This is a genomic window from Mesorhizobium sp. M7A.F.Ca.CA.003.01.2.1 (assembly GCF_003998945.1).
In the GTDB taxonomy this organism is placed as follows: domain Bacteria; phylum Pseudomonadota; class Alphaproteobacteria; order Rhizobiales; family Rhizobiaceae; genus Mesorhizobium; species Mesorhizobium ciceri.
Genome location: NZ_RZRA01000240.1, coordinates 1 through 6,410, shown reverse-complemented (window position 1 = coordinate 6,410; position 6,410 = coordinate 1). Strand labels below are relative to the sequence as shown.

At 62.5% G+C, this 6,410-nt stretch carries 4 protein-coding genes and 1 pseudogene; 3 read left to right on the top strand and 2 right to left on the bottom strand.

Annotated elements, in window-relative coordinates; all coding sequences use genetic code 11:
* Positions 1 to 185 precede the first annotated feature (185 nt).
* Together EN969_RS12380 and EN969_RS12375 are read right to left on the bottom strand one after the other, a co-directional pair.
* Positions 186 to 923, bottom strand: coding sequence for a methyltransferase (locus EN969_RS12380; protein WP_027161817.1), 738 nt, complete (start codon positions 921 to 923; stop codon positions 186 to 188).
* Positions 920 to 2,926 carry a long-chain fatty acid--CoA ligase gene (locus EN969_RS12375; protein WP_063169935.1) on the bottom strand — a complete coding sequence of 669 codons (2,007 nt, stop codon included), beginning with the start codon at positions 2,924 to 2,926 and terminating at the stop codon, positions 920 to 922. The genes EN969_RS12380 and EN969_RS12375 overlap by 4 nt, the downstream gene beginning before the upstream one ends.
* A gap of 453 nt (positions 2,927 to 3,379) precedes the next feature.
* On the opposite strand from EN969_RS12375, the gene EN969_RS12370 reads away from it, so the two are divergent.
* The 3 genes and pseudogenes from EN969_RS12370 to EN969_RS12360 form a co-directional block, all read left to right on the top strand.
* The gene (locus EN969_RS12370) at positions 3,380 to 4,972 is read left to right on the top strand and encodes an ABC transporter substrate-binding protein (protein WP_013527993.1); all 1,593 of its coding nucleotides are present in this window, start codon (positions 3,380 to 3,382) and stop codon (positions 4,970 to 4,972) included.
* Between the two features lie 50 nt (positions 4,973 to 5,022).
* The gene (locus EN969_RS12365) at positions 5,023 to 6,030 is read left to right on the top strand and encodes an ABC transporter permease subunit (RefSeq protein WP_063169936.1); all 1,008 of its coding nucleotides are present in this window, start codon (positions 5,023 to 5,025) and stop codon (positions 6,028 to 6,030) included.
* A gap of 70 nt (positions 6,031 to 6,100) precedes the next feature.
* Positions 6,101 to 6,410: pseudogene (locus EN969_RS12360) on the top strand (dipeptide ABC transporter permease DppC); the annotation flags it as partial.

Here is a 6,410-nt window from a genome sequence, read left to right as displayed (position 1 = left end):
GTCGATGTCTTCGCCTGGCTGAAGATCGAAGCCCCGATTTTCGCATTTTGGGCAAACTGTGAAACCGATACGTTGAACAACTTTAATCCACGCCACTCGACTTCTCCGACCAACGGCTAGTCGAATCTATTTTCTGCCCTCGATGTTTGTCCACAATGAGTAGAATTTAGGCTTGCTCTGTGGCGTCAGCGCGCTCCCTCCTCAAACGAAAAGACGCCGCTAAGCCTCGTCGCAGCCCCCTTCGCGTCGCCGAAATCCGGCACCTTGTATTCGGCGAGCAATCGCAGCCGGGACAGCGGCAGGTCGTTGCGGCGGGGATCTCCGACCAGCACCTCGATGCCGGCCGCCAGGCAGCGGTCGAGGAACGGGATAACCCGCAGAGCAACCTCAGGGCCGTAGAACACGTCGCCGGCAAGCACGAGCTCGACCGCCGGCGGGGGACCCGTGGTAATGTCCTTGTCGACAATGGCGATCTCGACGCCGTTGGCCGCGGCATTGAGGCCGATCGCGGCAACGCCGTTACGGTCGATCTCGGCGGCGATCACTTCGCGCGAACCGGCCTTGGCTGCGGCGATGCCGACAAGGCCGGAGCCGGCACCAAGGTCGAGCACGCGGCGACCGGCTACCGTTTGCGGATGATCCAGTATATGGCGCGCAAGCACCGCGCCGCCGGCCCACACGTAAGCCCAGTAAGGCGGCTGCGGCTCAGGTCCATTGTTGTCCGCCTCGATCGTGTCGTCATCGTCGTCAGCGCTTTGGTGCGTATCGGTAAGCCGTCTCAGGCCACTGGCCGGGTGCGGTGTAAAAAGCTGGATCTCAGGCACCGACGGCACCGGGGCGAGGCGCATGTTCGTCCTGATGAACTCTGCCGGGTCAGGACGGCAAGGTGCATCTACGGCATCCGCGCCGCCGGCTGCAATCATTCGCGCAGCGCTCGCCGCAGGATCTTGCCGACCGGCGTCTTCGGCAGTTCGGTGCGGAATTCGATGTATCTGGGCCGCTTGTAGCCGGTCAGGTTCTCGCGGCAAAAGGCGGTCAGTGCCTCGGCGGTCAGCGCCGGATCCTTCCTGACCACGAACAGTTTCGGCACCTCGCCCGAATGCTCGTCCGGCACGCCGATCGCCGCCACTTCGAGCACGCCCGGATGCATCGCCACGACTTCCTCGAGCTCGTTGGGATAGACGTTGAAGCCCGAGACCAGGATCATGTCCTTCTTGCGGTCGACGATCTTGGTGTAGCCGCGCTCGTCCATGAAGCCCATGTCGCCGGATTTGAAGTAGCCGTCCTTGGTCATCACCTTGGCGGTCTCATCCGGCCGGTTCCAGTAGCCCGCCATCACTTGCGGCCCCCGGATGCAGACTTCGCCGACCTCGCCGAGCGGCAAATTGTTGCCGTCTTCGTCGCGGATGGCGATCTCCGTCGAGGGCAGCGGCAAGCCGATGGTGCCGGTGAAGTCGCCGGCGGTGAACTTGTTGGCGGTGGCCACCGGCGAGGTTTCCGAGAGGCCGTAGCCTTCGGTGACCGAACATCCGGTCAGCGCCTTCCAGCGTTCGGCGACGCCCTTCTGCACCGCCATGCCGCCGCCCAGCGTCAGCACCAGCGGCTTGAAGTCGAGCTTGCGGAAATCCTCATTGTTGAGCAGCGCGTTGAACAGCGTGTTGAGGCCGGGAAAGATGTGCACCGGATATTTCTGCAATTCCTTGACGAAGCCTGGGATGTCGCGCGGATTGGGAATGAGCACATTGCGGGCGCCCTGCTGCATGCCCATCAGCGCGTTCACCGTCAGCGCGAAGATATGATAGAGCGGCAGCGCGCAGATGAAGTTGGGATGCGCGGGTTTCGGCTTGATCGTGTAGGCGTCCTCCATCCACTGCGCGTTCTGCGCGACGTTGGCGAGCACGTTGCTGTGCAGCAGCGTGGCGCCCTTCGAGACGCCCGTGGTGCCGCCCGTATATTGCAGGAAGGCGACATCGTCGGCTGCCACCTTGGCCGGCCTGAAGCCCATACCGGCGCCGGCCTTCATGGCGGCATTGAACTTGACATGGCCGGGCAGCGACCATGCCGGCACCATCTTCTTCACGCGGCGCACGACGAAATTGACGATTGTGCCCTTCAGCCCGCCAAGCATGTCGCCCATCGCGGCGACCACCACATGCTTGACCGCGGTCCTGGCGATCACCGCCTGCAAGGTGTTGGCGAAGTTCTCCAGGATGACGATGGCTTGCGCCCCGGAATCCTTCAGCTGGTGTTCGAGCTCGCGCGGCGTGTAGAGCGGATTGATGTTCACCACCACATAACCCGCTCGCAAGATCGCCATCATCGCCACCGGATATTGCAGCACGTTGGGCATCATCAGCGCGACGCGCGCGCCTTTCTGCAGGCCCTTCGATTGCAGGTAGGCGCCGAAGGCCGCCGACAGCCGCTCGACATCGGTGTAGCTGATGGACTTGTCCATGCAGGTGAAGGCCGGCTGCGCGGAAAACTGCTTGCAGGCGGCGACGAGGAAATCGCCGATCGAGCTGTAGGGCAGGGCGCCGATCTCCGCCTGCACGTTTTTCGGATAGCTCTTGAGCCACGGCTTTTCCGGCAAGCCGGCGGCCAGCGCCGTCAGCGCTTTCGGCAATCGGTTGGCGGTGGCGTCGGCCGGCTTTGCCGCCGGTGGGGCCTTCACCGCTGCCGCGGCCTTCGAGGCCGGCCTGGCAGCGGGCTTTGCCGCACCCGCTTTACGCCCCGGCGCCGTCTTTCCGGCCGCAGCCTTGGCCGGGGCTTTCACCGCCGGCTTTGTGCTTGCCCTTACAGGTGCCGCGGCCGCCTTCGGCTTGGCGGCTTTGGCAACGGGTGCTTTCGGCTTGGCAGTACCGGCTGCTTTCGACGGCGCCTTGGCTCCCGCTTTCACCGGCGCCGTCGTCCTTGATGCTTTTGCCAACCGTTCCTCCCTGGACAAGTCTTGTTCATCCGTGCCGCACTCGCCCCTGAATTGGCAAGGGCGTCCTCCGCTGCGGCCGCTACACCCTATGTATTGCCTCCCTTGGTGAGCGTGCAAGTCTTGCCCTTGCGGCAACGCGGCGAAAGATTTGCCGTCGAAAGTCTTTGCCGCCGCCAGCGCTCCAGGCGGTGTCCTGACGCATCCCACGGCCGCTCGGAAGCGCCGGGAACATTTATATCGTCAGCCTGGCGATCAATAAAAAAATTCGGCTGTTAATAATCTCGTGAACGGAAGAAACGGCTAATTTTTTCTGCAATTTGGCAAAGTTGCGGATTTTTTTCCTGCTTCCCGCGGGGTAAGCAAACGGGGTGTTCCAAAGCCGGAAAAACGGTGCTTATATGCGCGCTTCGCGAGCCTGATAGAGGGGCTTGGAAGAACATCAGGGAGTGCTCAATGAATAAGAAGCTGACTTTTGCAGCCGCGTTGCTGGCTGCAAGCGTCCTGGGCGGCATGGCCAATGCGAAAACTCTGGTCTACTGCGCGGAAGCTTCGCCGGAAGGTTTCGATCCGGCGCCGTATACCGCAGGCCAGACGTTCGACGCGTCCTCGCGCACCGTCTTCAACCGCCTCGTCGAATTCGATCACGGCAAGACGACGACCTCGCCGGGCCTGGCCGAAAGCTGGACGATCTCCGACGATGGCAAGGAATATGTCTTCAAGCTGCGCAAGGGCGTCAAGTTCGCCGCCACCGACTATTTCACCCCGACGCGCGACTTCAACGCCGACGACGTGGTGTTCTCGTTCGAACGTCAGGTCGACAAGAACGGTCCCTGGTTCCAGTACATTCCGGGCATTGCCTACCAGTATTACAATGACCAGTTCGGCGACAACATCACCAAGGTCGAGAAGGTCGATGACCTGACGGTGAAGTTCACCCTCAAGGAGCCGGCGATCACCTTCATTCCGACGCTGGGCATGGATTTTGCCTCCGTCGTCTCCAAGGAATATGCCGACAAGCTGCAGGCCGACAAGACGCCTGAGCTGTTCAACCAGAAGCCGATCGGCACCGGCCCGTTCATCTTCGTCGACTACCAGACCGACGCCGCCATCCGCTACAAGGCCAACCCGGACTATTGGGGCGGCAAGCAGAAGATCGACGATCTGGTCTTCGCCATCACCACCGATCCGGCCGTGCGCGCACAGAAGCTCAAGGCCGGCGAATGCAACATCATGTCGTACCCGGCACCGGCCGACATCGCCGGCCTGCAGGCCGATGCGAACCTGAAGGTCGAGGAGCAGGAAGGCCTCAATGTCGGCGCGCTGATGTACAACACCCAGCAGAAGCCGTTCGACGACGTGCGCGTGCGCAAGGCGCTCAACATGGCCATCAACAAGAAGGCCATCATCGACGCGGTCTTCCAGGGTGCCGGCCAGGTGGCGGTCAACCCGATCCCGCCGACCATGTGGTCCTACAACAAGGAAGTGAAGGACGATCCGTACGATCCGGATGCAGCCAAGAAGCTGCTTGAAGAGGCCGGCGTCAAGGACCTCAAGATGAACGTCTGGGCCATGCCGGTGTCGCGCCCCTACATGCCGAACGCGCGCCGCACCGCCGAATTGATCCAGGCGGACTTCGCCAAGGTCGGCGTCACCGTCGAGATCGTCAGCTACGATTGGGGTGAATACCTCAAGCGCGCTTCCGCGGTCGATCACGACGGCGCCGTCATCGTCGGCTGGACCGGCGACAATGGCGATCCGGACAACTTCCTCGGCGTGCTCCTGAGCTGCGCTTCCGTCGGTTCGAACAACCGCGCGGAATGGTGCAACAAGGACTTCGATGCGCTCATCAACAAGGCCAAGACCGTTTCGGATCAGGCCGAGCGCACCAAGCTCTATGAACAGGCACAGGTCATCTTCAAGGAACAGGCACCCTGGGCGACGCTCGCTCACTCCAAGGTGTTCATGCCGATGCAGAAGACCGTCACCGGCTTTGCGATGGATCCGCTCGGTATCCACCGCTTCGACGGCGTCGATATCGCCGAATAAGGTTGCGAAACGGGGGCGCCACCATGTGGTGACGCCCCCACTCGCCCGCCATGCTGCGTTATATCCTCGGCAAGCTCGCCCTCATCATCCCGACCTTCATCGGGATAACCATCCTCGCCTTTGGCTTCGTGCGCATCCTGCCCGGTGATCCGGTGCTGGTGCTTGCGGGCGAACGCGGCCTGTCGCCCGAACGCCACACGGCGCTCATGCACCAGTTCGGTTTCGACCTGCCGATCTGGCAACAATATCTGACCTATCTGACGAACATCCTCGGCGGTGATTTCGGCACCTCGTTTTCCACCAAGACACCGGTGCTCAAGGACTTCCTTGTCCGCTTTCCGGCAACGGTCGAGCTCGCCATCTTCGCCATGATCTTTGCCGTCATCCTGGGTGTGGCCGCCGGCATTTTCGCTGCCATCCGCCGCGGCTCCTGGTTCGACCAACTGACCATGGGCACGGCGCTGGCCGGCTATTCCATGCCGATCTTCTGGTGGGGTCTGCTGCTGATCATCGTGTTCTCCGGCATGCTGCACTGGACGCCGGTTTCAGGCCGCATCGACCTCCTCTACTTCTTCAAGCCGGTGACCGGCTTCATGACCATCGATTCCCTGATCTCGGGCCAGAAGGGCGCCTTCCGTTCGGCGCTGTCGCACCTGATCTTGCCGACCATCGTGCTCGGCACCATTCCGCTCGCCGTCATCGCGAGGCAGACGCGCTCGGCGATGCTCGAGGTGCTGGGTGAGGACTATGTCCGCACCGCGCGCGCCAAGGGCCTGGCGCCGCGTAGGGTCATCGGCCTGCACGCCTTCCGCAACGCGCTGATCCCGGTCGTCACCACCATCGGCCTGCAGGTCGGCACGCTGCTCACCGGCGCCATCCTGACCGAGAGCATCTTCTCCTGGCCCGGCATCGGCAAATGGATGATCGACGCCATTTCCAAGCGCGACTATTTCACCGTGCAGGGCGGGTTGCTTTTGATCGCGCTGATCGTCATGTCGGTGAACCTCATCGTCGACGTGCTCTACGCCGTCATCAACCCACGCATCCGGGCCAACTGACATGAGCAATGAAGGCCCCGCCACCATCGAAGCCGCGACCGTCGTCAAGCCGCAGGACGCCAGGTTGCAGATGTTCGGCGAGTTCTGGCATTACTTCTCCGTCAACAAGGGCGCGGTGATCGGGCTCTTCGTCTTCGCGCTGCTGATCCTGATCGCCATTTTCGCGCCGCTGCTGGCGCCGCATTCGCCGGACGATCAGTTCCGCGACTTCTTCCTGACGCCGCCGGCCTGGCAGGAGGGCGGCAATGCGCAGTTCCTGCTCGGCACCGACGCCGTCGGCCGCGATATGCTGTCGCGCCTGATCTACGGCTCGCGCTTCTCGCTCGCCATCGGCTTCGTCGTTGTCACGTCAGCGCTGATTTCAGGCGTCATCCTCGGCC

Bases quoted from the DNA above. Each gene is read 5' to 3' on its own strand.
- EN969_RS12365 (WP_063169936.1), top strand. From the start codon at position 5,023: ATGCTGCGTTATATCCTCGGCAAGCTCGCCCTCATCATCCCGACCTTC.
- EN969_RS12370 (WP_013527993.1), top strand. From the start codon at position 3,380: ATGAATAAGAAGCTGACTTTTGCAGCCGCGTTGCTGGCTGCAAGCGTC.
- EN969_RS12380 (WP_027161817.1), bottom strand. From the start codon at position 923: ATGATTGCAGCCGGCGGCGCGGATGCCGTAGATGCACCTTGCCGTCCT.